Below are 22966 nucleotides of genomic sequence, written 5' to 3'. Positions count from 1 at the left end.
TATTTGGAGGAAGCAATGGAAGTAAATGACGTAAAAAAAACAATAGAAGATATGCAACACAGCGTTGATAACTTCGGGAGGTCTCTTTGACCTTGATGCTCTGGATGAAAGAATTGCAGAAAATGAGGCCAAAATGGCTGAACCTGGGTTTTGGAATGACGGGCAAAAAGCACAAGAACTAATTGGAGAAAATAATCAATTAAAAGAAAAACGAGATACGTTTGTTGGTTTACGAGACGGTGTAGATGACTTGCGAGTAACATGGAGTTTGCTGCAAGAAGAATCAGATGCAGACATGCAGCAAGAATTTGATGATCAACTACAATCGGTTAAACAAAAGCTTGAGCAGTACCGCTTGGAACAGTTATTAAATGAACCTTATGATGCAAATAATGCAATTTTAGAAATTCATCCAGGGGCTGGTGGAACAGAGTCCCAAGACTGGGGCGAAATGTTGCTTAGAATGTTTACGCGCTGGGCTGGACAACATGATTTTGAAGTGGAAACTGCTGACTATGAAGCCGGTGAAGAGGCTGGTATTAAAAGTGTTACGTTATTGATTAAGGGGCATAATGCGTATGGTTATCTGCGATCTGAAAAGGGCGTTCATCGATTAGTGAGAATTTCACCATTTGATTCTGCCGGACGAAGACATACATCGTTTGCTTCGGTAGATGTGATGCCAGAATTGGATGACTCAACTAACGTGGATATCAGCGACGATGATTTGAGAGTTGATGTGTTTAGGTCAAGTGGTGCTGGTGGGCAGCATATTAATAAAACCTCATCTGCTGTGCGTATCACACATATTCCAACTGGAATTGTGGTGTCTTCGCAGGCACAGCGTTCGCAGCTTCAAAACAGGCAAACGGCGATGAACATGTTAAAATCAAAATTGTATGAACTTGAAGAAGAAAAGAAAGCTAAGAAGCGTGCTGAAATTCAAGGAGAACAACTAGACATTGGCTGGGGTTCACAAATTAGGTCGTATGTATTCCATCCATATACGCTAGTTAAAGATCATAGAACTAATTTTGAAACGCATGATGGTAATGCGGTAATGGACGGAGATCTAGATCCGTTTATCAATGCATATTTACAATGGCGTTTGAGTCAGAAAAATCCGGACTAACTAAAGTAGAGTGGGTGACAAGTCGTAAAGACCAAGTTATGTAAGACCAAAAGGACAGATATCCGCACTATGGATATTTGTCCTTTTGGTCTACATGGCAGGGTCTGACTTGTCACCCACGTTTCAGTAAAAAATAAGTGAACGACCAAGTACTGTGGATATTTGTCTTTTGGCCTTACATGGCAGTGGTCTGACTTGTCACCCACGTTTCAGCAAAAAATAATGAATCATGCGGGTACTAAACATGAAATGATTATTTGATAAAGTCAATTCATTAATTCAAACAGTTTAAGTTTAGTTAAATGTAATTTTCAAAGGGTGTAAAAATCTGGCTTTTAGTTGCCTTTAATCCTTGAAAACAGTAAGATAAACCTAGTAAATTATAAGGTGGAATGCGTGAATGAGATCGAAACGAAAAAAACGGCTAACACGATCATCTAGTAACAGGATGATTGCTGGTGTGCTAGGCGGAATTGGCGAATATTTTGGTATCAATGCCAACTATCTTCGAATTGGATTTGTCATTATTTCGGTACTGTTACGCGGATTTCCAGGCATTTTAGTCTACATCTTATTGGCAGTTATTATGCCACCTGATCCTAATCGTGGCGGTTGGGCAGACTTTTTTAGCTCTCTGATGGGTGGCAGTAGTCAAGGCCAACAGCAAGAGAAAAAGACTAGTGATAGGAAAGTACTGCACGATGTTGACGAGCATGATGAAAATGATGAAGAAAAGGAGAAACGTTAATGGGCTTTTGGATGAGGATTTTTGTTAATACGATTTTATTTATCGCCATTGCAGGTTTTTTTGCCCATAGCGGGGCGTTTTACGTTACTAGCATCACTGCTGCTTTCTTTGCCAGCCTGGTGTTAGCCGTATTGAACGCACTGATCAAGCCAATCCTGTTTGTTCTGTCGTTGCCAATTACGGTTATGACCTTGGGATTATTCAGTATTGTACTAAATGCGTTAATGCTCCAGTTAACTTCGTATTTTGTTGGCTCAGCCAACTTTCACTTTTCTTCGTTTGGAATGTCGATTTTAGTTGCGATTATCATTTCTGTATGCAACGCAATTATTTCAAGTCACTTTATTAGTCGTCGAAATTAAGAGGATTTTTTAGCAAGGAGGAGATTATTTTGGCAAATGAGGTTACTGTAGCAGATTTAGTAAAAAACGTTCGTTTAAACGTTTTACAAGGGGAAGATTACTTGGACCGGCCGGTGACAACGAGTGATATTTCACGTCCCGGTCTTGAATTAACGGGTTATTTTAAGTACTATCCAGCTCCACGAATCCAGCTTTTGGGGATTACTGAGACCTCTTTTGCAAAAAATATGACCCATGATGAGTTGTTGATGGTTATGCGCAAAATGTGTGCGCCCGAAACACCTACTTTTGTTGTTTCCACCAATTTGCCCGTTCCTGATGAGTTAAAGCAAGCAGCTGATGAAAACAAAATTCCAATTTTGGGGACGAAGCTGACATCATCACGAATTCTAAGTAATATGACGTTTTATTTAAGTGGTAAGCTTGCACAACGTCAATCAGTCCACGGAGTTTTAGTTGATATCAATGGCGTTGGAGTATTGATTACCGGTGATTCTGGTGTTGGTAAAAGTGAAACAGCATTGGAACTTGTTCGACGTGGACATCGTCTAGTCGCTGATGATCGTGTTGAGGTTTACGCACAAGATGAACAGACGCTTGTTGGCTCGGCTCCTGCAATTTTACAACATCTAATGGAAATTCGTGGAATAGGTATTATTGATGTCATGACGCTTTATGGCGCCGGGGCAGTAATGCAAGAAGATGATGTGGACTTGATTGTCCACCTTGAGACATGGGCACCCGACGTTCAATTCGATCGACTTGGAGATCGTGGTGACACCCAAACAATATTAGATGTTGTTGTGCCAAAAGTTTCTATTCCAGTTAAAACTGGACGTAATTTGGCTATCATCATTGAATCAGCCGCAATGAACTATCGCGCACAAACGATGGGCTATGATGCAACAGAAACATTTGATAACAACCTAAATAATTTAATTCAAGAAAACTCAAAGAAGGACTAAAGATTTATGCATTTAAATACTGTTGTTGCAGCACTTAATCCAATTGCTTTGCGGTTTGGCCCATTTGAAATTCACTGGTACGGCGCAATTATTGCTTGTGCGGTGTTAATAGCACTAACATTATCGGTTAGAGAGGGTCGTCGTCGAGGAATTAAAGATGATCATTTTTATGACTATATTCTATGGGCGCTGCCGGCAGCAATTATTTGCGCGCGCGCGTACTATGTGATTTTTGAATGGGGCTATTATTCACAACACACAGACCAAATTATTGCTGTCTGGGATGGTGGGATTGCCATTTATGGTTCGTTGATTGGCGCTTTTGCCGTAATGTACTTTTTTTGTAAATACAATCACCTATCTATTTGGTTAATGCTTGATGTGGTTTCGCCAACTGTGATTTTGGCTCAGGCCATGGGGCGCTGGGGCAACTTTATGAATCAGGAAGCTTTTGGTGTGATTACAAGTAAAGCTTTCCTACTTAAATTGCATTTACCAGAGTTTATTATCAATCAAATGTACATTGGTGGGCACTACCGTGTACCGACTTATCTATATGAATCGGTGTGGGATTTGCTAGGTTTTATTGTTTTATTCAGTCTACGGCATCGATTACATTTGTTTAAGCGCGGAGAAGTGTTCTTGTCCTATGTTATTTGGTATTCAGCTGGCAGGTTTGTCATTGAGGGAATGCGTACTGATAGTTTGATGTTAGGATCTCTACGCGTGTCTCAATGGCTGTCATTGATTTTGTTTGTCACAGCAATTACATTGATCATTGTCAGACGTCATCAGAAAAAATCACCATGGTATATGGACGGTAGTGATGAACAGATTGCTCAAACAAAATAAAATTCATTTGTAACCGGAAGGGGTTCAATAAACATGACGGAAAAGGTAGCAGTTCTTGGAGCAGGATCATGGGGAAGTATTCTAGCAAACTTACTGGCAGAAAATGGCCAAGATGTTACTCTATGGTCTCACAATGCAGAACAGGTAAAGGTTCTTAATGAACAACATGTTAATCCACGTTACATAAAGGATTTCACATATTCTAAACGGTTAAAAGCGACTGATGATATGCAGTCAGCAGTTGATGGTGCATCGGTTGTATTGATTGTTGTTCCAACCAAGGCAATCCGTGAAGTTGGTGGGCAATTGGGTCAGCTGTTATCCAAGTTGGGGCAACGGCCACTGATTGTTCATGCCACCAAGGGATTGGAACAAAACACCTATAAGCGCCCTTCAGAAATGCTGACAGAAGAGATTAATGAAGCTAACCGAACTGATATTGTGGTTTTGTCCGGACCTAGTCACGCAGAGGACGTTGCTCGTAAAGACTTGACGTCAGTTACTGCTGCATGTGCTGATTTTGCAGGAGCACAAACTGTTCAAAAATTGTTCAGTAATGATTATTTCCGAGTTTACACAAATGATGATGTCATTGGGACTGAATTCGGTGCGGCACTGAAAAATATTATTGCGATTGGTGCTGGTATAATTAATGGGCTCGGATTTCATGACAATGCTAAAGCAGCTTTGATTACTCGTGGTTTAACTGAAATTAGGAGATTGGGAGTTGCGTTTGGCGCTAACCCATTTACTTTCATCGGCCTATCAGGTGTTGGCGATTTAATTGTGACGGCGACTAGTGTTAATTCAAGAAACTGGCGTGCCGGTAATCAACTTGGTCAAGGCAAGTCTCTAAAAGAAGTGATGGATAACATGGGGATGATTATTGAAGGTGTGTACACCACAAAGGCGGCCTATGAATTAGCACAGCAAAGAAATGTTTCAATGCCAATTACCGAAGCAATCTACCAAGTTTTATATGAAGATGCTGATGTTAAAACCGCAATTCATGGTTTGATGCAACGCGAAGTAACTTCTGAAGTTGAATAAAGTTTAAGGAGAACCTACCAAATGAAACCCGTTAGAAAAGCCGTTATTCCGGCTGCTGGACTAGGAACACGTTTTCTGCCTGCAACCAAGGCACTTGCAAAAGAGATGCTACCGATTGTTGATAAACCAACAATTCAGTTTATTGTCGAAGAGGCTCGTAAATCAGGCATTGAAGATATTTTAGTTGTTGATGGTAAGAGCAAACGGTCAATCGAAGATCACTTTGATTCAAATCCGGAGTTGGAATTTAATTTAACAGCTAAACACAAGGATGAAATGTTGAAGCTTGTTCAAGAAACAACTGACATCAACTTATACTTCATTCGCCAGTCACATCCGCGAGGCTTGGGGGATGCTGTGTTGACTGCTAAGTCGTTTATTGGCGATGAACCATTTGTGGTGATGCTTGGTGATGACTTGATGAGAGATAAGGTTCCGTTGACCCGTCAGTTGATGGACAGTTATAAGGACACTGGTGCGTCAACACTGGCAGTTATGCGTGTTCCTCATGAAGATACGGCTAAGTATGGTGTAATTAATCCAAATAACGAGGTTAAACCAGGTTTATTCAATGTTTCTAACTTTGTTGAAAAACCGAATCCTGATGATGCACCAAGTGATTTAGCGATCATTGGCCGTTACTTACTGACACCAGAAATTTTTGATGTATTAGAGAAAACTAAACCCGGTAAGGGAAATGAAGTTCAACTAACTGATGCCATTGATACTTTAAATAAAACGCAAAGAGTGTTTGCACGAGAATTTAAGGGTGATCGCTATGACGTCGGTAACAAGTTTGGGTGGATTCAGACTAACATCGAGTATGGGCTTCGTCATCCAGAGGTTAAGGATGCGCTTAGATCATATATCAAAGATCTTAGTCATCGATTGAATGAAGAAGATAGTAAGAAAACAACCAAGAAATAGCATTAATAATCCGGTACATTTGGTAATGCCGGATTTTTTTAATGAAACGAAACAGATAGTTAGACAAATAAAGTAAATCAGTGTATCTTAAACGCATTAGCGAGAAACAATTGAGGAGGACTCTAAAATGGCCAAAAATTATGATGTAATTGTGATTGGAGCAGGACCTGGTGGTATGACTGCTGCACTATATGCTTCACGGGCAAACCTATCAGTACTGATGCTTGATCGTGGTGTTTATGGTGGTCAAATGAACAACACCGCTGAAATTGAAAATTATCCTGGCTTTAAGTCAATTTTAGGGCCGGACTTATCTAAGGAAATGTATGATAGTTCTACTCAATTTGGAGCAGAATATGCATTTGGCACCGTTGAGGAAATTACAGACAACGGTGATACAAAGACTGTTAAAACGGATATGGACACTTACGAAACTAAAGCGGTTATTATTGCCACTGGATCTGAGTATAAGAAGCTTGGTGTTAAGGGTGAGGATACTTTTAGCGGTCGTGGTGTTTCATACTGTGCGGTATGTGATGGTGCATTCTTTAAAAACAAGCACGTTGTGGTTGTAGGTGGCGGAGATTCAGCGATTGAAGAGGGAATCTACCTCACTCAGTTAGCTGATAAGGTCACTGTAATTCATCGACGTGATCAGTTACGTGCACAAAAGATTTTGCAAGATCGTGCCTTTGCAAACGACAAAATGGAATTTGTTTGGAATTCCAACGTTGAAGAAATTCAAGGTGACGACCAGAAGGTTGCCGGTGTAAAGATTAAAAATAATCAAACTGGTGAGGAATCAATAATTGATGCCAATGGCGTTTTCATTTACGTTGGTGTATTACCAATGACTGAATCATTCAAAAACCTCGATATTTTGACCGATGATGGTTGGGTTGATACTGACGATCAAATGATGACTAAGGTACCAGGAATTTTTGCAATCGGTGATGTCCGTGATAAAAAGTTACGTCAAATTACTACGGCTGTTGGAGATGGCGGAATTGCTGGCCAAGGTGTGTTCAACTATATTGAAATGTTGAAGGCAAAAACAGTAGAAGTAGGTAAATAGTGCGGTTGAGTCTATGCTTACGTTTTTTTGATTTGCAATTTGAAGTGAGACCGGGAAACAGATCATTATTATCGGCCAAACTACTAAGTAGCTAGTCTAAACTGCCACTACCGGCTATATAAGATCCCCCAGATTAAATTCATTCAGAATTTTAGTCTGGGGGATCTTATATTATGGTAACAGAGGGCCTTTATTTCTGTTTTTTTTAAAACCAAAATTAGATTTCATTTCATCTGAAAATAGAAGTGCGGTATACTGAATGAGATAAAAGTAAACGGATGGGGGAAGAATTTGTGAGTTGGAAAGATACGTATCAAATTTGGAAAAATGAACCAAGTTTGGAGTCCGGATTAAAACAAGAATTAGATCAATTAACAGGTAATGATGAACAGCTTGAAGATGCATTTTATACACCACTTTCATTTGGTACTGCAGGAATGCGGGGACTACTAGGGCCTGGAATTAATCGAATGAACATCTACACTGTTCGTCAAGCAACTGAGGGATTAGCTAGCTTTATGGATACTCTCGATCAATCAGTTAAGAATCGCGGCGTGGCAATTAGCTTTGATTCGCGCCACCATTCACAGGAATTTGCCCATGAAGCAGCGCGTGTTCTGGGTCACCATGGCATTAAAAGCTTCGTATTTGAAAGCTTGCGTCCGACGCCAGAATTGTCGTTCACTGTCCGTCATTTAAAGACGTATGCGGGCATCATGATTACTGCTAGCCATAATCCAAAGGAATATAACGGTTATAAAATTTATGGTGAAGATGGTGGTCAAATGCCACCTAAGGAATCAGATTTAATTACTAGCTACGTTCGCAAGGCTACTGACTTATTCACGATTGAAGTGGCTGATGAAAAGCAGCTACAAGATGATCACACAATGACTATTATTGGTGACGATGTGGACCAAGACTATCTAGCTAACGTTAAGACGGTAACCATTAATCCTGAGCTGGCAAAAGAAGAAGGTAAGGACATGAAGTTAGTGTTCACTCCACTTCATGGTACTGGTCAAATGCTTGGTGAAAAGGCATTACAAAATGCCGGCTTTACTAACTACGAAATTGTGGCTGAACAGGCTAAGCCAGATGGTGATTTTTCAACTGTTACCAAGCCTAACCCTGAAGATGCGGCCGCTTTTGATCTATCCATCAAGCTTGGTAAAAAGATTGGTGCTGATGTGTTGATTGCGACTGACCCAGATGCTGATCGTCTCGGGACGGCTGTCCGTCAACCAAACGGTGAATATCAGCTATTAACTGGCAATCAAATTGCATCTATTTTACTTCATTACATTCTGGAAGCTCACAAGCAGGCCAATGATTTACCTGATAATGCGGCAGCTGTTAAGTCGATCGTTTCAACTGAGTTTGCGACTAAGATTGCCGAAAGCTACGGTGTCACCATGATTAATGTCTTAACCGGCTTTAAATACATTGCCCAACAAATTGAGCACTTTGAAGCCACTGGTGAACATACCTACATGTTTGGTTTTGAAGAAAGTTATGGGTACTTAATCAAGCCGTTCGCCCATGATAAGGATGCAATTCAATCATTGGTATTGTTGGCTGAAGTAGCAGCTTATTACCGCCATCAAGGCAAGACTTTATACGATGGACTGCAAGAACTTTTCAAGGAGTATGGTTATTTCCGCGAAAAGACGATCTCACAGTTGTATGAAGGGGTTGGTGGCCCTGAAAAAATCAAAGCATTGATGAAGAAATTCCGCGAAGAAGCTCCTAGTGAGTTTGCTGGACATCAAGTTGTGACGACTGAAGATTTCAGTACACAGACTAGAACCGACGCAAATGGAACCACCAGCAAACTTGATTTACCAGTTGCTAACGTCTTGAAGTACATTTTGGACGATGAAACGTGGATTGCCATTCGGCCATCAGGGACTGAGCCTAAGCTTAAATTCTATGTTGGTACCAATGCCGATTCTTTGGAGGCAGCTAACCAAAAATTAACGGACTTTGAGAATGCTTTAAATGAATTTAGTAAATAATAATGATCACTACTTAAGTCTGGAATTTTCATTCCAGACTTTTGTTGCATAAGGAGGAAAAATAATGGGAATGCATCAATATTTAAAGAGTTTGAGTAATTTAGGAATGCTAGATCGCGCACCGGGATTTTTTAAGTTTGAGAAGCATACGGTTGCTGCTCATTCATTTAAGGTTGCTCAAGCAGCTCAAATGCTGGGCGATGTCGAAGAAAATGCTGGCAACCGGGTTGATTGGCGTTCACTTTACGAAAAAGCGTTGAATCACGATTATGCGGAGAGATTTATTGGTGATATTAAAACGCCGGTTAAGTATGCCACCCCTGAATTGCGCCAAATGCTTGCTGATGTGGAAGATTCATTAACTGAAAATTTTATTAACAATGAAATACCAACGGAATTTAGACCTGCATACAGGCGCCGACTATCTGAAAGTAAAGATGATACATTGGAGGGCCAAATTTTATCAGTGGCCGACAAAATTGACCTGATGTACGAATCATTTGGTGAAATCGAAAAAGGAAATCCTGAATCTGTATACGTAGAAATCTATCGAGAAAGCTTAAAAACCTTGATGGAATTTAAACAAATGGCGAGTGTTCAGTATTTTATTAATTCCGTGTTACCAGATTTTATTGCTGACAGTGCTGGTGATAAGGAAGAACTAAAGAAGATTACTAATCAAATTGTGCATGAAAATAACTAGCTAAAGCAAGCAACTAGACGAATACATGTTCGTGTGATAAGATTGACAGACATGTGAGTTTGTAACGAATAATTATATTGACAATTAGTGAACGTATGTGGTTTCATACGTTTTTTATGTGAGTTATCCGTATTCAGTTAGGGAGGTAATTGTTGTGATTTATCGTCAACCTGATAAAAAATTTGAATTAGTATCACCATATTCGCCGACCGGAGACCAACCTGATGCAATTAATCAATTAACTAAGGGCATTCAAGATGGAACTAAGGAACAAATATTGTTAGGTGCCACTGGTACTGGGAAGACGTTCACAATTTCGAACGTGATTAAAAATGTGAATAAACCGACACTGGTGCTGTCCCATAATAAAACATTGGCGGGTCAGTTGTACGGTGAATTTAAACAGTTTTTCCCCAATAATGCGGTTGAGTACTTTGTTAGTTATTATGACTATTACCAGCCAGAGGCGTATGTGCCGTCAAGTGATACTTATATTGAAAAAGATTCATCAATTAACGATGAAATTGATAAGTTGCGTCACTCAGCAACAAGTTCGTTACTTGAACGAAACGATGTGATTGTTGTGGCGTCTGTTTCAAGTATCTTTGGTTTGGGTGATCCGCGTGAGTATAAGGATCATGTTCTTTCTTTGCGCGTCGGCATGCAAATTGAACGTAATAAATTATTAACAGATCTAGTCGATATCCAATTTGAAAGAAACGATATTGACTTCCAACGTGGTCGTTTTAGAGTTCATGGAGACGTTGTTGAAGTGTTCCCTGCATCGCGCGATGAACGGGCATTGAGAATAGAATTCTTTGGGGATGAGATTGATCGAATAAGAGAAGTCGATGCGCTAACAGGTGAAGTAATTGGTGATCGTGACCATGTCTCAATTTTTCCTGCAACACATTTTATGACTAATGATGAAATCATGGAGCAGGCCATTGACGGCATTCAGACCGAATTAGATGATCGTCTCAAGGTATTGGATGATGCTGGTAAGTTGCTGGAAGCGCAAAGGCTAAAGCAAAGAACAACGTATGATATCGAAATGTTACGTGAAATGGGATATACTTCCGGCATTGAAAACTACTCGCGACATATGGATGGTCGAAAGCCTGGAGAGCCTCCATACACGTTGTTAGACTTCTTCCCGAAAGATTTTCTGTTGGTTGTTGATGAGTCCCACCAGACAATGCCACAGGTTCGGGGGATGTATAACGGCGATCGAGCTCGAAAACAAATGTTGGTTGATTACGGTTTTCGATTACCCAGTGCGCTTGATAACCGTCCATTAAAATTAAAAGAATTTGAACAACATATTAACCAGGTTATCTATATGTCCGCCACTCCTGGCCCTTACGAAGAAGAGAGAACGGACCATGTTGTTCAGCAGATCATTCGACCAACAGGTTTGCTGGATCCAACTGTTGAGGTACGTCCAGTTATGGGACAAATTGATGATCTCGTTGGTGAAATCAATAAGCGTGTAGACCGCAATGAGCGTGTTTTTGTGACAACCTTGACTAAGAAAATGTCTGAAGATTTAAGTGATTATTTGAAAGACTTGGGATTAAAGGTTAAGTACCTGCATAGTGATATTAAGACGCTTGAACGAACGGAAATTATTCGTGATTTACGGCTAGGCAAGTTTGATGTATTAGTCGGTATTAATTTGTTGCGTGAAGGGATTGATGTACCTGAAGTTTCCCTAGTAGCAATTCTTGATGCGGACAAGGAAGGATTCTTGCGTAATGAACGTTCATTGATTCAAACAATTGGACGGGCGGCCCGTAATGAAAATGGTGCGGTTATTATGTATGCTGATACTGTGACCGATTCAATGAAGGCCGCGATGGACGAAACTAAACGTCGTCGTGAAATTCAAGAGGAGTATAACAAGGAACATGGGATCACTCCAAAAACGATCAAGAAGGAAATTCGTGCATCAATCGTAGTAACAAAAGAAACCGAAGATACTGGTAAGAAAGATGACTTTACCGAACAAGACTTTGCCGATATGGCGAAGGATGACCAACAAGAAATGTTGCACCAGCTTGAGGAACAGATGAAAGCCGCCGCTAAGCGACTGGACTTTGAACAAGCGGCAACGTTGCGTGATACAGTCATGGAATTAAAGACAAAGATTGAATAGCTGTCTGCACTACAGAGAGACAGGAGGAAAACTTTAATTGGCAACGAACGATAAAATAAAAATACATGGAGCACGCGCTCATAACCTGAAAAATATTGATGTGACAATTCCTAAGAACAAACTGGTGGTTGTTACCGGTCTGTCTGGTTCTGGGAAAAGTTCATTGGCATTTGATACATTATATGCTGAGGGTCAGAGACGGTATGTTGAAAGCCTTTCAGCGTATGCGCGCCAATTTTTAGGGCAAATGGATAAACCAGATGTTGATTCAATTGATGGTTTATCTCCAGCAATTTCAATTGACCAAAAAACAACATCTAAAAATCCACGGTCAACAGTTGGAACGGTTACCGAGATTAATGATTACCTAAGGCTGCTATGGGCTCGAGTAGGTACGCCAATTTGTCCAAACGATGGTACACCGATTACCAGTCAGTCGCCTGAACAAATGGTGGATCGCGTTCTTAACCTACCAGAACGCACTAAATTGCAAATATTATCTCCAATTGTTAGAGATAAAAAAGGTGGACAAAAAAAGACCTTTGAGAAGGTAAAACGTGAAGGCTTTATTCGTGTGCGCGTTGATGATGAAACGTATGATATTGATGAGGTGCCTGAATTAAACAAGAATTTGAAGCACAGCGTTGATGTTGTGATTGATCGGATTGTGGTTAAAGATGGTATTCGTTCGCGTTTATTTGATTCATTTGAAGCAGCCCTTCGTTTGAGTGATGGGTACGCAACCGCTGATATTATTGGGGGAGAGCCAATTGCTTTTTCAGAGCAATACGCTTGTCCAATTTGTGGTTTTACTGTTGGAGAAATGGAACCACGACTGTTTTCATTTAATGCACCACTAGGAGCTTGCCCTGAATGTGAGGGCCTTGGTGTTAAGTTAGAAGTTGATGAGGATCTGGTAGTTCCTGATCGAACAAAAACTTTGGCAGAGGGCGCATTATTACCATGGAATCCAATATCTTCACAATATTATCCAGAGATGTTGAAGCAGTTTTGTGACCAAAACGAAATTGATATGGATATACCATTTGAAGATTTACCAGCAAAACAGCAAAAAATTATTTTGTATGGCAATGGTGATACACTATTCCACTTTCATTATGAAAATGAATTTGGTGGTGTTCGTGATGTGGATGCAAAGTTTGAAGGTGTTTTGAATAACGTTGAGCGTCGTTATCATGAAACTAACTCTGATTTTACCCGTGATCAAATGCGCAAGTATATGACAGAATTAACTTGTCAATCGTGTCATGGCTATCGATTAAATCGGCAAGCACTAAGTGTTAAGGTTGACGGTCAGCATATTGGTGAAGTTTCTGATAAGCCGGTAAGTGATGAACTACCATTTTTCCGCAGCTTAACGTTATCGGAACAAAATGAAGTTATTGCTCGTCCAATTATTAAGGAAATTTGCGATCGACTAGAATTCTTGCAAAATGTTGGTTTGGATTATTTAACACTTAGTCGTTCTGCACGAACTTTATCAGGTGGTGAAGCTCAGCGAATCCGGTTGGCTACTCAAATTGGTTCAAACTTGTCTGGTGTGATGTATATTTTGGATGAACCATCGATTGGGTTGCATCAGCGTGATAATGATCGTCTGATTGCCTCTCTAAAGAAGATGCGTGATCTTGGTAATACCCTAATTATTGTTGAGCACGATGAAGATACCATGCGGGCGGCCGATTATATTGTCGATATCGGCCCCGGAGCTGGGGATAATGGTGGCGAAGTAATGGCTGCCGGCACACCTAAGCAGGTTTCGCGATCACGTAAGTCACTGACTGGTCAGTATTTGTCTGGTAAGAAATTTATCGAAGTTCCTGATTCACGACGCGTTGGCAATGGTAAGAAGCTAACGTTAACGGGAGCGGCGGAGAACAACTTAAAAGATATCACTGTTGATTTTCCTCTGGGTAAATTTGTGGCAGTGACAGGGGTGTCAGGTTCTGGTAAATCAACGCTGGTTAATTCTGTCTTGAAACGAGTACTGGCTCAGAAACTGAATCATAATTCTGAAAAGCCGGGCAAGTATAAAACGGTTCGTGGCATTAATAATATTGAAAAAGTGATCGATATCGACCAAGCACCAATTGGGCGCACTCCGCGCAGTAATCCTGCTACTTATACGGGTGTATTTGATGATATTCGTGGCTTATTTGCGCAAACAAACGCTGCTAAGATGCGCGGTTATTCCAAAGGTCGATTCAGTTTTAATATTAAAGGCGGTCGTTGCGAGGCGTGCCACGGTGATGGGATTCTTAAAATCGAAATGAACTTTTTGCCTGATGTATACGTACCATGCGAAGTTTGTCATGGCAAACGATATAATTCTGAGACGTTGGAAGTTGAATATAAGGGTAAGAACATTGCAGATGTTTTGGATATGACCGTGGAAGAAGCATTGCAATTCTTCTCCGCAATTCCAAAGATTACCCGTAAATTACAGACAATTGTTGATGTTGGACTGGGATACGTGAAAATGGGCCAACCAGCAACCACGCTTTCTGGCGGTGAGGCACAGCGAATGAAGTTGGCGTCTGAGCTTCATAAGCAGTCTACTGGTAAGAGCTTTTATATTTTGGATGAACCAACGACAGGACTGCACACAGATGACATCAAGCGATTATTAGATGTTTTACAGCGACTTGTTGATGCTGGAAACACTGTTTTGGTAATTGAACATAATCTTGATGTTGTTAAATCGGCTGACTGGTTGATTGATCTTGGCCCAGAAGGTGGTGCTGGGGGTGGCCAGGTGGTCGCAACGGGAACTCCCGAGGAGGTTGCCGAAGTTAAAGAAAGCTATACTGGTAAGTACTTGAAACCAGTTTTAGTGCGTGACAAGGAGCGTCAGGTTAAGGCGTAATTGTTGTTTTTAACTTTTGATTGTTAGTGGTAGAATGAGTCACGAAGATGAAAGTATAAGGAGTGAGTGTAATTGGCAAAAATTGAAAGTTTTCAATTAGATCATACAAAGGTACTTGCACCATATGTTCGTTTAATTACAGTTGAAGAGGGCGCACATGGAGATAAGATTTCTAACTTTGACTTGCGTTTAGTTCAACCAAACGTTAACGCTATTCCTACTGCAGGATTACATACAATCGAGCACATGTTGGCTGGATTGTTGCGTGACCGCATGGACGGTGTGATTGACTGCTCACCATTTGGTTGCCGTACAGGTTTCCATTTAATTATGTGGGGCGAACATGATACCACTGAAGTTGCTAAAGCTTTGAAGTCATCACTTGAATTTATTTCCACTGCAAAGTGGTCAGATGTTCCAGGTACGACAATCGATAGTTGCGGTAATTACCGTGATCATTCTCTATTTTCAGCACAAGAATGGGCTAAAAAGATTTTATCTGAAAAGATTTCATCTGATCCATTCAAGCGCGTTGAAGTTTAATCTGCACTACCAGTAATCGAAACCCATTTGGGTTTCGATTTTTTTTTACATAAAAAGGTGCGTTTATATAGAATTAATATTCAATTAATGACGACTATTTTTGCAACATTTTGAATAAAAACAGATTTTTTAACATTATTTATGTATAAATACTTGATTTTTATAAATTATGATGCTATTATACTAAACATGATAAACAACGAGTAAGGAGAGTAATAATTATGGCAAATGAAAAAGTAATTTTAGCATATTCAGGTGGATTAGATACATCGGTCGCAATTAGTTGGTTGAAGGACAAGGGATACGACGTTATTGCAGTTTGTATCGATGTTGGTGAAAAGGGTAAAGATCTTAACTTTGTTCATGACAAGGCTTTGAAGGTTGGGGCCACAAAAGCATATGTTATTGATGCAAAAGAAGAGTTTGCGAATGATTATGCATTAATTGCTCTTCAAGGACACACAATGTATGAAGGAATTTATCCATTGGTATCAGCACTTTCACGTCCATTAATTTCTAAGAAGTTAGTTGAAATTGCTAAGCAGGAAGGTGCAACTGCTGTCGCTCACGGATGTACTGGTAAGGGCAATGATCAGGTTCGTTTTGAAGTTGCCATTCATGCCTTAGCTCCTGAGTTAAAGATTGAAGCACCAATTCGTGACTGGCACTGGTCACGTGAAGAGGAAATTAAGTATGCAAAGGATCATAATGTTCCAGTTCCAATTGATTTGGATAGTCCATACTCGATTGATCAAAACCTTTGGGGCCGTGCTAATGAATGTGGGATTCTTGAAGATCCATGGGCATCTGCACCAGAAGATGCGTTTGATTTAACGAACAGTATTGAAAACACACCAGATACTCCCGAAGAATTGACTATTGATTTTGAACAAGGTGTACCAGTTGCCTTGAATGGAACTAAGTATAAGTTGGCTGAATTGATTCAAGAAGTTGAAGCAATTGCTGGTAAGCATGGTATTGGCCGAATTGATCACATCGAAAATCGGTTGGTTGGAATTAAGTCTCGTGAAGTTTACGAAGCCCCCGCTGCAGCTGTGTTGATGCACGCTCACAAAGACCTTGAAGATTTGACTTTTGAACGTGATTTAGCTCACTTTAAGCCAATAATTGAACAAAAGCTGGCTAATACTATTTACAACGCACTGTGGTTCTCACCTTTGATGAGTGCAATGCAGGCATTCTTGAAGGATACTCAAAAGGTTGTCAACGGAACTGTTCGTTTGAAGTTGTTCAAGGGTAATATTATTACCGAAGGACGTAAATCTGCTAACTCACTATACGACAAGAACCTGGCTACCTATACTTCATCTGATGAATTTGACCAGGAAGCTGCTGTTGGATTTATTAAACTTTGGGGTCTTCCAACTCAAGTTTATGCACAAGTTCAAGAAAAGGCTAAGCACGATAAGGATGGCATTTAATTATGAGTACTGAAAAATTATGGGGTGGACGGTTTACACAGCAAGCAGCACACTGGGTTGATGAATTTGGCGCGTCTATTTCATTTGATCAGGAACTTGCTGATGAGGATTTACAGGGCTCACTGGCTCACGTAAAAATGCTGAAAAAAACTGAAATTTTACCGGCAGAAGATGCAGATCAAATTGTTGCAGGACTAGAAAGTTTAGTCCAACAACTCCACGACGGTAAGCTTAAGTTCTCGGTTGAAAACGAAGATATTCACTTAAACCTCGAAAAAATTTTAACTGATCAAATTGGTCCTGTTGCGGGAAAATTGCATACTGCACGTAGCCGTAATGATCAAGTAGCGACTGATTTTCATCTATACGTTAAGAATCAAATTCCACAAGTGGTTAAGGAATTGAAGCATTTACAACAGGTACTGGTGGATTTGGCGCAAGATAATGTTGAAACCATTATGCCAGGCTATACTCATTTGCAACATGCCCAGCCAATTTCATATGCACATTATTTGCTAGCATACTTTGAGATGTTTCAGCGAGATGTTGAAAGATTCGAATTTAATATGAAGCATGCAGACATTTTACCGTTAGGTGCTGCAGCCCTGGCAGGGACAACTTTTCCAATTGATCGTGAATTTAGTGCCCAGGAACTTGGCTTTAGTGATGTTTACCACAACAGTTTAGATGCTGTCTCAGATCGTGATTTTGCACTTGAGTTTTTGAGTAACTCCTCAATCATGATGATGCACTTATCAAGGTTCTGTGAAGAAGTTATTCTGTGGTGCAGCTTTGAATTCAATTATTTGGAACTATCTGACAAGTATTCAACCGGTAGCTCGATCATGCCACAGAAGAAGAATCCCGATATGGCCGAGTTAATTCGTGGTAAAAGCGGACGAGTGATTGGTAATTTGATGGGCTTGCTGACGGTCATGAAATCATTGCCATTGGCTTACAATAAGGATTTACAAGAGGACAAAGAAGGCGTTTTTGACACTGTTAAAACCATTTTGCCAAGTTTGAAAATTTTTGGCGAAATGATTGGAACAGCTTCAATCCATAAGGAGAAAATGGAAGAGGCTACTCAAAATGATTTTTCTAATGCCACAGAACTTGCAGATTATTTAGCTAGTAAAGGTATTCCATTCCGCCAAGCGCATGAAATTGTTGGTGAACTTGTATTAAAGGGTCTCCAAACTGGCAAACGCCTACAAGATATTACGCTCGAAGAGTACAAGCAGATTTCACCTCTAATTGAAGAAGACGTGTACCATGATCTTGAAAGCAAGGTTGCGGTAGAACGACGCAATTCATTGGGTGGTACTGGTTTTGCACAGATTAAGAAAAACTTAGTTAGAGCACAAAACTTGATTGATGCCTAAAGCGTTAAAATTAGATATTGACATAAATGGGAACACCACACGCGATCGTGAATTTACGATTTACATGTGGTGTTCTTTATTTTATGGACTTCAATCCATTTTTGGCGCACAAAATCATAAAAAACGATTATAATTGCTTTTCTAATATTTTAAACTGTAATACTATAAAATGACACGCCAGGTATGTTACAATTGTGAGGATGAGTTTAATGGGAGGCACAACAGTGACTAAAAAGCTGCAGGTTATAATTATTACAGGAATGAGTGGTGCGGGAAAAACCGTTGCTGTTCAAAGTTTTGAGGATCTTGGATATTTTGTAGTTGATAACATGTTGCCGAATTTAATGACCCGGTTTCTTGATATTATCGAGGAAGAAGGAGACATTTCTAAGGTTGCGTTAGTTGTCGATTTGCGCTCAAAAGGATTCTATGATCTGATTGTGCCAACGATAGATAAACTGAAAAAACGTGATGACGCTGATTTGCAGCTACTATTCTTGGATGCTAGTGATGAAGAATTAGTATCACGTTATAAGGAGACTAGACGGGCACATCCACTTGCACCACAAGGCCGTGTCATGGCTGGAATTGAAAAAGAACGTGATTTGCTTAGTGACATTAAAAATCGGGCTAGCATGATGATTGATACATCTAATCTGACACCACGAACATTACGAAAACGAATTGTTGAAAATTTTAACACTGACCATGAAACAACTTTTCATGTTGAAGTGATGTCATTTGGATTTAAATATGGGTTACCACTAGATGCTGATATTGTCATGGACGTACGATTTTTACCCAATCCATATTATGTTGATGAATTACGTAATTTAACTGGTGCTGATAAGGCAGTTAGCGATTATGTGTTTGCACAAGATAATGCACAGCAGTTTTATGATCGGTTTAAATCTTTAATAGAAAGCATCCTTCCAGGATATGAAAGGGAAGGTAAAACTAACTTAACGATTGCAATCGGTTGTACTGGCGGACAGCATCGATCTGTGGCTATCACTAATCGATTGGCACAAGACATTAGAAATGATAGTTACGTAGTCAATGTCACTCATCGTGATGTTGCTAAAAGAAAGGAGTCCTCTAATCGGTCATGAATAGAAAAAAACGACAGCCAAAAGTTGTTGTGATCGGTGGTGGGACCGGCTTGCCTGTGATTTTGCGTGGATTACGGGATAAAGATGTTGATATCACAGCGATTGTAACAGTGGCAGATGATGGTGGTTCTTCTGGAATCTTACGCAACTATATTAACGTTGTGCCGCCTGGTGATATTCGAAATGTGCTAGCGGCCTTGTCCGATTGGCCAGACTTAGCACTTGATGTTTTTCAATACCGCTTTGACAGTTCAGATAAGTTTTTAGCTGGTCATGCGATTGGTAATTTAGTGATTGCTGCTTTATCAGAGATGAAATCTGGTATTTTCGAAGCAGTTCAGGCATTGACTTCAATGATGGATATTCATGGTCATGTTTACCCGGTAGCTAACGAGCCGTTGGTGCTGAATGCTGAATTTAAAGATGGTAGTGAATTAAGTGGTGAGTCCGAAATTACGGCTGCCCATAAAGAGATCAAGCGCGTTTGGGTAACACCATCAGACAACACAGATGGGCATGAACCGGCGGCAGTTGATGAGGTAATTGACTCAATTCTGAATGCCGATCAGATCGTTATTGGACCAGGGAGCTTGTTCACAAGCATTCTACCTAACCTAATGATTAGAAATGTTGGCAAGGCAGTTTGTGAGACAGCAGCCGAAGTAGTTTATATTTGTAACATTATGACCCAAAAAGGTGAAACCGATAATATGACAGATGCGGATCATGTGCGCATTTTAAATCGTCATCTTGGCCATAATTTTGTTAATACTATTTTGGTGAATACTGAACCGGTGCCTGCTGATTATATGGATTATCAACGATGGAATGAACTGTCGAGGCCGGTCAAACATGATTTTCAAGGACTGCGTGATCAGGATGTTCGGGTGGTATCTACTAGCTTTTTGAAATTAAAGGATAATGGTGCCTTCCATGATAGTGAAAAAGTCGTTAATGAATTAATGAATCGGTTGCAACAGTCACACGATTAAGGGGTGATGACATGTCATATGCCAGTGAAGTAAAAAAGGAATTAACCGGGCTACAAGTCCATTTAAACAATGCCAAGGCAGAGTTAATGGCGTTAATTCGAATGAACGGCAGTTTAAACATTGCTAATCATCAGCTTGTATTGAATGTTCAGACAGAGAACCCGGCAATTGCGAGGCGTATTTATCAATTACTGAAGGATTTTTACAAAGCCGAAAGTGAATTGGTCGTGCGGCGTAAAATGAAATTGAAGAAAAATAATCTCTATATTGTGCGCTTAAGGTATGATGCTGCCAGCATTTTGGATGATTTAGGTATTTTACAGGGGATGCAGATTAAAGAGCAGGTACCCATTGAATTGTTGAGTGACGACGGGATGATTAGATCCTATTTACGTGGTGCTTTTTTAGCCGGTGGGTCTGTCAACAATCCAGAAACCTCTCGGTATCACCTTGAAATATATTCACTGTATGAAGAACATAATACAATGATTGCTGAAATGATGAATAAGTATGATCTGAATGCGCGTGTTACTAGTCGGCGTAGCGGATATATTGTGTACCTAAAAGAGGCAGAAAAAATTGCAGATTTTCTATCACTAATCGGTGCAACCAGTAGTATGCTGAAATTTGAAGATGTGCGCATTATGCGTGATATGAGAAACTCAGTTAATCGTTTGGTAAATTGCGAAAATGCCAACATGGATAAGGTTGCTAATGCATCAAATAAGCAGATTGAAAATATTAAGATGATCGAAGCAACCGTTGGACTTGGTACCTTACCACCTAAGTTACGGGAGATTGCTGAAACCAGATTGTCTCACCAGGAAGTCAGTTTGAAAGAATTAGGGGAGTTAATTCCAGGTGGTCCAATTTCAAAGTCAGGTGTGAATCATCGACTGAGAAAAATCAATGCATTTGCAGATAAATTGCGAGAAGATCCAAATGCGGAAATTTCAGCGTAAAGCAAAAATTTAGATTAAACAAAGAAACAGGACAGTTGATAATTAGTTTCTGATTGAAAAAAAATTATCACTTGCCCTGTTATTTTTGTACATTTATTAAGTCATAATGAGATGAAAAAATTGGGGGAATTTAAAAGCAAAAAAGTGATATCTCAAAATGAGATATCACTTTTAATATGGATAAATTTACTTCAAATCTTTGTTGTTGCTCATGATACCGTCAAGTAAACCATAATCAACCGCCTCTTGAGCAGATAGATAGTGATCACGTTCCGTATCAGCCTGGATCTTTTCAATTGATTGACCTGAGTTGTCAGCCAAAATCTGGTTGATCATCTTACGAGTCTTCAAGATCTCAGTAGCAGCAATCTCAATTTCAGTTTGTTGACCTTGAGCACCACCAGATGGTTGGTGAATCAAAACTTGTGAATGTGGTAAACCAAAGCGCTTACCCTTAGTACCAGATGATACTAAGACACTAGCCATTGATGCAGCCATACCAGTAACGATTGTTTGGACGTCAGACTTGATGAAGTTCATCGTATCATAGATTGACATTCCTGACGTCACAACGCCACCTGGAGAGTTAATGTACAGGTAGATATCCTTGGTCGAATCTTGAGCATCAAGAAATAGGAGTTGTGCGACGATGGAATTTGCCATGTCGTCTTCAATAGGGCCAGAAAGCATGATAATCCGGTCTTTTAATAGTCGTGAATAAATATCATAGGCACGCTCACCACGTGATGATTGTTCAATAACTGTTGGAACTAAATTCATAGATGTTGCCTCCTTTTAGCACTTGTTAAGGACGTTTGCTAAACGTGTAAATGTAGTTTAACGCCATGGTCAATAAAGGTCAAATAATTTATCTCACTTTATCCTGATAAATTATTAAACAGGTGCATCGGTTATTAACCAAGTTTAATTATAATCGATTTCATAGGGTGATACCATTACGAGAGCACAAAAAAAGCACAGCAACTATGAATTTGAATAATTCCAATTTACGCTGCGTATCCAGTCAAGATGATAAGCGTAGTTGCCATACTTCATGAATGTCATTTTACTTCAGTGATTCGCTTAACCAAGATAGTTCCTTTTGGGCACAATACTGATCGAGTTCTTCGCGATCATCATTTGTTTTTAATTCTCTCAAAGCCGCTAACTGGTCAAGTGAACTTGTCGAATTATCTGACATAGTTACACCTCCCATAGGCTGTTAAGTAGTTGTAACCTAACAACAATGTCATTATATCAATATTGGTATACTCTGTAAAGCCTTTTAATCATGCGTTTTTAAATTAATTAAAAATAATTGGTATAGATAGCAAACAAACTTAGAAGAGTACTTGATTCGAAAAAGGTTGATTTATGGCATCCAGACCGATATAATTGGAATGTTGATTATTAAGATTGAAGAAATTGAAGGAGGCATTTTCATATGCGTAAAGCACATCCACATGGTGTTCAAGGACGCCGTCCCGTTGCTCCTAAGTACAAGCGAGCTTTAAAAGAAAAGAAAATTGAAGCATTACGTAACTGGGCAAAGTCAAAGCCAGCTAAGTAATGGCCGTTTTATGCCTTTCACCGTGGTTGTGAAAGGTTTTTTTTTATAGATCTACATATTTTTGGTTTACATTTTACGTCTGA

General features: G+C 39.8%; 21 protein-coding genes. 19 read left to right on the top strand and 2 right to left on the bottom strand.

The features are described 5' to 3' along the window. Positions 1 to 15 precede the first annotated feature (15 nt). From prfB to whiA, 18 genes are all read left to right on the top strand, one after another. Positions 16 to 1132 (top strand): peptide chain release factor 2 gene (gene prfB / locus FD16_RS00870; protein WP_155804404.1). Its coding sequence is split into 2 segments (ribosomal slippage): positions 16 to 75 and positions 77 to 1132, totalling 1116 coding nucleotides; the frame shifts between segments, so codons are not numbered across the junction. A gap of 400 nt (positions 1133 to 1532) precedes the next feature. Then, positions 1533 to 1880, top strand: coding sequence for a PspC domain-containing protein (locus FD16_RS00865; RefSeq protein WP_010622923.1), 348 nt, complete (start codon positions 1533 to 1535; stop codon positions 1878 to 1880). Further along, positions 1880 to 2242, top strand: a complete 363-nt coding sequence (locus FD16_RS00860) for a phage holin family protein (protein WP_010622922.1) — start codon at positions 1880 to 1882, stop codon at positions 2240 to 2242. Before FD16_RS00865 ends, FD16_RS00860 begins: the two co-directional genes overlap by 1 nt. Positions 2243 to 2271: 29 nt before the next feature. Beyond that, complete coding sequence (hprK, locus tag FD16_RS00855; RefSeq protein ID WP_010622921.1) at positions 2272 to 3207, top strand: HPr(Ser) kinase/phosphatase; 936 nt, start codon at positions 2272 to 2274, stop codon at positions 3205 to 3207. Between the two features lie 6 nt (positions 3208 to 3213). Further along, on the top strand, positions 3214 to 4059 hold the full coding sequence (gene lgt / locus FD16_RS00850; protein ID WP_010622920.1) for a prolipoprotein diacylglyceryl transferase: 846 nt from the start codon (positions 3214 to 3216) through the stop codon (positions 4057 to 4059). A gap of 33 nt (positions 4060 to 4092) precedes the next feature. Next, positions 4093 to 5109: an NAD(P)H-dependent glycerol-3-phosphate dehydrogenase gene (locus tag FD16_RS00845; protein WP_010622919.1), complete on the top strand. Its 1017-nt coding sequence runs from the start codon at positions 4093 to 4095 to the stop codon at positions 5107 to 5109. 21 nt (positions 5110 to 5130) lie between these two features. Further along, entirely contained in the window at positions 5131 to 6036 is a 906-nt protein-coding gene (gene galU / locus FD16_RS00840; protein ID WP_010622918.1) for a UTP--glucose-1-phosphate uridylyltransferase GalU, read from the top strand. A 127-nt stretch (positions 6037 to 6163) separates the two neighbouring features. Then, the gene (trxB, locus tag FD16_RS00835) at positions 6164 to 7111 is read left to right on the top strand and encodes a thioredoxin-disulfide reductase (RefSeq protein WP_010622917.1); all 948 of its coding nucleotides are present in this window, start codon (positions 6164 to 6166) and stop codon (positions 7109 to 7111) included. 293 nt (positions 7112 to 7404) lie between these two features. After that, positions 7405 to 9129 (top strand): phospho-sugar mutase, encoded by a 1725-nt coding sequence (locus FD16_RS00830; protein WP_010622916.1) that lies wholly within the window; start codon positions 7405 to 7407, stop codon positions 9127 to 9129. 64 nt (positions 9130 to 9193) lie between these two features. Further along, positions 9194 to 9832, top strand: a complete 639-nt coding sequence (locus FD16_RS00825) for a YfbR-like 5'-deoxynucleotidase (protein ID WP_010622915.1) — start codon at positions 9194 to 9196, stop codon at positions 9830 to 9832. 154 nt (positions 9833 to 9986) lie between these two features. Then, a complete protein-coding gene (gene uvrB, locus FD16_RS00820; protein ID WP_010622914.1) occupies positions 9987 to 11990 on the top strand; it encodes an excinuclease ABC subunit UvrB in 2004 nt (667 codons plus the stop codon). 37 nt (positions 11991 to 12027) lie between these two features. Then, the gene (gene uvrA / locus FD16_RS00815) at positions 12028 to 14877 is read left to right on the top strand and encodes an excinuclease ABC subunit UvrA (RefSeq protein ID WP_010622913.1); all 2850 of its coding nucleotides are present in this window, start codon (positions 12028 to 12030) and stop codon (positions 14875 to 14877) included. Between the two features lie 72 nt (positions 14878 to 14949). Then, a complete protein-coding gene (locus FD16_RS00810) occupies positions 14950 to 15420 on the top strand; it encodes an S-ribosylhomocysteine lyase (protein ID WP_010622912.1) in 471 nt (156 codons plus the stop codon). Positions 15421 to 15641: 221 nt separating this feature from the next. Beyond that, a complete protein-coding gene (locus tag FD16_RS00805) occupies positions 15642 to 16862 on the top strand; it encodes an argininosuccinate synthase (protein ID WP_010622911.1) in 1221 nt (406 codons plus the stop codon). Between the two features lie 2 nt (positions 16863 to 16864). After that, a complete protein-coding gene (gene argH / locus FD16_RS00800; RefSeq protein ID WP_010622910.1) occupies positions 16865 to 18247 on the top strand; it encodes an argininosuccinate lyase in 1383 nt (460 codons plus the stop codon). Positions 18248 to 18471: 224 nt separating this feature from the next. Next, on the top strand, positions 18472 to 19359 hold the full coding sequence (rapZ, locus tag FD16_RS00795) for an RNase adapter RapZ (RefSeq protein WP_010622909.1): 888 nt from the start codon (positions 18472 to 18474) through the stop codon (positions 19357 to 19359). After that, on the top strand, positions 19356 to 20351 hold the full coding sequence (locus FD16_RS00790) for a gluconeogenesis factor YvcK family protein (protein WP_010622908.1): 996 nt from the start codon (positions 19356 to 19358) through the stop codon (positions 20349 to 20351). The genes rapZ and FD16_RS00790 overlap by 4 nt, the downstream gene beginning before the upstream one ends. 11 nt (positions 20352 to 20362) lie before the next feature. After that, positions 20363 to 21313, top strand: a complete 951-nt coding sequence (whiA, locus tag FD16_RS00785; RefSeq protein WP_010622907.1) for a DNA-binding protein WhiA — start codon at positions 20363 to 20365, stop codon at positions 21311 to 21313. 186 nt (positions 21314 to 21499) lie between these two features. Here the strand turns inward: whiA and clpP are convergent, their stop codons facing one another. Beyond that, positions 21500 to 22093, bottom strand: coding sequence for an ATP-dependent Clp endopeptidase proteolytic subunit ClpP (gene clpP / locus FD16_RS00780; protein WP_010622906.1), 594 nt, complete (start codon positions 22091 to 22093; stop codon positions 21500 to 21502). A gap of 286 nt (positions 22094 to 22379) precedes the next feature. Next, positions 22380 to 22514: a hypothetical protein gene (locus tag FD16_RS13225; protein WP_268869690.1), complete on the bottom strand. Its 135-nt coding sequence runs from the start codon at positions 22512 to 22514 to the stop codon at positions 22380 to 22382. Positions 22515 to 22757: 243 nt separating this feature from the next. On the opposite strand from FD16_RS13225, the gene FD16_RS13220 reads away from it, so the two are divergent. Beyond that, the gene (locus FD16_RS13220) at positions 22758 to 22883 is read left to right on the top strand and encodes a hypothetical protein (RefSeq protein WP_010622905.1); all 126 of its coding nucleotides are present in this window, start codon (positions 22758 to 22760) and stop codon (positions 22881 to 22883) included. Positions 22884 to 22966 lie beyond the last annotated feature (83 nt).

Origin of the sequence: Paucilactobacillus suebicus DSM 5007 = KCTC 3549, assembly GCF_001434475.1 — a bacterium.
Taxonomy (GTDB): Bacteria; Bacillota; Bacilli; order Lactobacillales; family Lactobacillaceae; genus Paucilactobacillus; species Paucilactobacillus suebicus.
This window is presented reverse-complemented; position numbering and strand designations above follow the sequence as displayed.

Bases quoted from the DNA above. Each gene is read 5' to 3' on its own strand.
- lgt (WP_010622920.1), top strand. From the start codon at position 3,214: ATGCATTTAAATACTGTTGTTGCAGCACTTAATCCAATTGCTTTGCGG.
- FD16_RS00790 (WP_010622908.1), top strand. From the start codon at position 19,356: ATGAATAGAAAAAAACGACAGCCAAAAGTTGTTGTGATCGGTGGTGGG.
- FD16_RS13220 (WP_010622905.1), top strand. From the start codon at position 22,758: ATGCGTAAAGCACATCCACATGGTGTTCAAGGACGCCGTCCCGTTGCT.
- galU (WP_010622918.1), top strand. From the start codon at position 5,131: ATGAAACCCGTTAGAAAAGCCGTTATTCCGGCTGCTGGACTAGGAACA.
- argH (WP_010622910.1), top strand. From the start codon at position 16,865: ATGAGTACTGAAAAATTATGGGGTGGACGGTTTACACAGCAAGCAGCA.
- clpP (WP_010622906.1), bottom strand. From the start codon at position 22,093: ATGAATTTAGTTCCAACAGTTATTGAACAATCATCACGTGGTGAGCGT.
- whiA (WP_010622907.1), top strand. From the start codon at position 20,363: ATGTCATATGCCAGTGAAGTAAAAAAGGAATTAACCGGGCTACAAGTC.
- trxB (WP_010622917.1), top strand. From the start codon at position 6,164: ATGGCCAAAAATTATGATGTAATTGTGATTGGAGCAGGACCTGGTGGT.
- FD16_RS00865 (WP_010622923.1), top strand. From the start codon at position 1,533: ATGAGATCGAAACGAAAAAAACGGCTAACACGATCATCTAGTAACAGG.
- FD16_RS00845 (WP_010622919.1), top strand. From the start codon at position 4,093: ATGACGGAAAAGGTAGCAGTTCTTGGAGCAGGATCATGGGGAAGTATT.
- FD16_RS00825 (WP_010622915.1), top strand. From the start codon at position 9,194: ATGGGAATGCATCAATATTTAAAGAGTTTGAGTAATTTAGGAATGCTA.
- FD16_RS00860 (WP_010622922.1), top strand. From the start codon at position 1,880: ATGGGCTTTTGGATGAGGATTTTTGTTAATACGATTTTATTTATCGCC.
- FD16_RS00805 (WP_010622911.1), top strand. From the start codon at position 15,642: ATGGCAAATGAAAAAGTAATTTTAGCATATTCAGGTGGATTAGATACA.
- FD16_RS13225 (WP_268869690.1), bottom strand. From the start codon at position 22,514: ATGTCAGATAATTCGACAAGTTCACTTGACCAGTTAGCGGCTTTGAGA.